The organism is Polaromonas sp. P3_C2, assembly GCF_056402675.1.
The window spans coordinates 1-2,373 of the sequence record NZ_JBFUGX010000639.1; the positions used below are offsets into that span (position 1 = coordinate 1).

General features: G+C 62.7%; 3 protein-coding genes and 1 pseudogene. All 4 read left to right on the plus strand.

Annotation, left to right across the window (positions count from 1 at the left end; translation table 11 throughout):
* A partial coding sequence (gene rsfS, locus AC1DWI_RS20085) for a ribosome silencing factor (RefSeq protein ID WP_477725565.1) occupies positions 1-665 on the plus strand: 665 nt, incomplete at its 5' end.
* The gene (gene rlmH, locus AC1DWI_RS20090) at positions 662-1,129 is read left to right on the plus strand and encodes a 23S rRNA (pseudouridine(1915)-N(3))-methyltransferase RlmH (RefSeq protein WP_477659088.1); all 468 of its coding nucleotides are present in this window, start codon (positions 662-664) and stop codon (positions 1,127-1,129) included. The genes rsfS and rlmH, both read left to right, overlap by 4 nt.
* A gap of 8 nt (positions 1,130-1,137) precedes the next feature.
* Positions 1,138-1,740, plus strand: a complete 603-nt coding sequence (locus AC1DWI_RS20095) for a Maf family protein (protein ID WP_477669488.1) — start codon at positions 1,138-1,140, stop codon at positions 1,738-1,740.
* A gap of 334 nt (positions 1,741-2,074) precedes the next feature.
* Positions 2,075-2,373 (plus strand): annotated as a pseudogene (locus AC1DWI_RS20100) (ribonuclease E/G); the annotation flags it as partial.

The following is a 2,373-nucleotide window of genomic DNA, read 5'->3' on the forward strand; positions in this document are numbered from 1 at the left end:
AGCGCGTGATCATCGCCTCCGGCAGCTCCAACCGTCAGACCAAGGCATTGGCCGCCAGCGTGCGGGATGCCGTGCGGGACGCAGGTTTTGCCAAGCCTCGCATCGAAGGCGAAGACAACGGGGAATGGATCATTGTCGATTGCGGCGCCGCCGTGGCGCACATCATGCAGCCGACCATTCGTCAGTACTACCACCTGGAAGAGCTGTGGGGCGACAAGCCCATCAAACTCAAGCTGGGCGCGCCCGCGCCGCTGGTGAAGGCGTCGAAGGCCGATGTCGAGCTGGAAGCCAAACCCAAGGTTTCCCGCGCCGGCGCGAAAACTGCGAAACCAGGCGCAAAGACCTCCGCGAAGTCGGCGGCCAAAGCACCTGCAAAGGCGCCGACTGCCCCCGATTCAAGCTATGTGGGCCGTGTTGGCAAGACCAATGACTGGACCGCCAAGCGCAATGCCGCCACGCCGGCTACCGAACCAGCCGCAAAGCCGGCACGGGCAGGCGCCAAAGCGGCTCCTGGCAAGTCATCGGCAAAGCCTGCGGTTAAAACACCGATTGTCAAAGTGCCCGTAGCCAAAAAGGTGGCGGCGAAGAAAACAGCAGCGAAAACCGCCGCTAAAACGGCAGCCCGCAAACCCGCCGCCAGGAAAACTCCGTCCCGGAGAAAATGAGGCTCACGATCGTAGCGGTCGGCCAGAAAGTGCCCGACTGGGCGCAAACGGCCTATGACGACTACGCCAAGCGCTTCCCGCCTGAGTTGAAAGTCGAGCTCAAAGCCGTCAAGACCGAACCGCGCGCCTCCAAGACCCTGGAAAACCTGCTGTCGGCTGAGCGCGGGCGCATAGAGGCCAGCATCGCCCGCGGCACCCGCGTCGTGGCGCTCGATGAACGCGGCACGGCCGTCACTACTGTGGCACTGGCTGAACGGCTCAAGGCCTGGCAACTCTCCGGTGACGACGTCGCCATCGTTATCGGCGGGCCCGACGGGCTGGACGCCGGTTTCAAACAGTCTGCGCATGAGCGTCTGCGCCTCTCAGACCTGACCTTGCCCCATGCCATGGTGCGCGTGCTGCTGATTGAGCAGCTTTACCGTGCCTGGAGCATCACCATTAACCATCCTTATCATCGCGAATAGTCCCGTCCATGGCTGACTTCATCTACCTGGCCTCGCAAAGCCCGAGGCGACGGCAATTGCTGGAACAACTCGGCGTGCGTCACGAACTGCTGCTGCCGGACGCCGATGAGGACGCTGAGTCGCTGGAGGCGGTGCTTAAAAACGAGGCACCCGCTACCTACGTCCAGCGTGTCACCGGCCTCAAGCTCGATGCGGCAATCGCCCGCATGAAGCGGCGCAAGCTGCCGCCGGCGCCCATCCTTTGTTCGGACACTACGGTGGCCATGGGTCGGGTGATTTACGGCAAGCCGGAGGACGGGAAAGACGCGGCCCGCATGCTGCGCGAGCTTTCGGACGGCACGCACAGGGTGCTGACCGCGGTGGCGGTGCAGTTCGGGCGCCGTCGTTTCGAGGCGCTGAGCACTTCGCGTGTCAGTTTTGACGCGCTGACGCCCGCGCAGATCCGCAGTTATGTGGCCAGTGGCGAGCCCATGGGTAAAGCCGGCGCATATGCTGTGCAGGGCAGGGTGGCGATGCACATCAGCCGCATCGATGGCTCCTACAGTGGCATCATGGGGCTCCCGCTGAGGGAAACCGCCCGGCTGTTGCAGGCCGCGGGTATTCGTCTCTAGCGCCTCTAGCCAACTCAATCTTCCAAAAGACATGCAACAAGACATCCTGATCAACTGGTCTCCCCAGGAAACCCGGGTGGCGATGGTCGAACACGGCGCAGTGCAGGAGCTTCACGTTGAACGCACCCTGGAACGCGGCCTGGTCGGCAATGTGTACCTGGGCAAGGTCGCCCGCGTGCTGCCCGGCATGCAGTCGGCCTTCATCGACATCGGCCTGGACCGTGCAGCCTTTCTGCACGTGGCAGACCTCATGAGCAGCATCAACAGCCGCCATGCCGACTCCGACGCACAGGCCGCCGGTGGACTTATCGCACCGGCCATGGCGTCGCTGCAACCGATTGAAAAGCAGCTGTTCGAAGGGCAGGCCGTCATGGTGCAGGTTCTCAAGGACCCGATAGGCACCAAGGGCGCACGGCTGACGGCACAAATCAGCATTGCCGGCCGGTTGCTGGTGTTTTTGCCGCAAGACAACCACATCGGTGTGTCGCAAAAAATACCCCCCAGGCAACGCGAAGAGCTTCGTCAACGGGTTCAGGCCCTGACTGCGGACATGGGTGGCGGATTCATACTGAGAACCAATGGCGAGGACGCGACAGACGCTGAACTGGCAGAGGACATCACCTACCTGCGCAA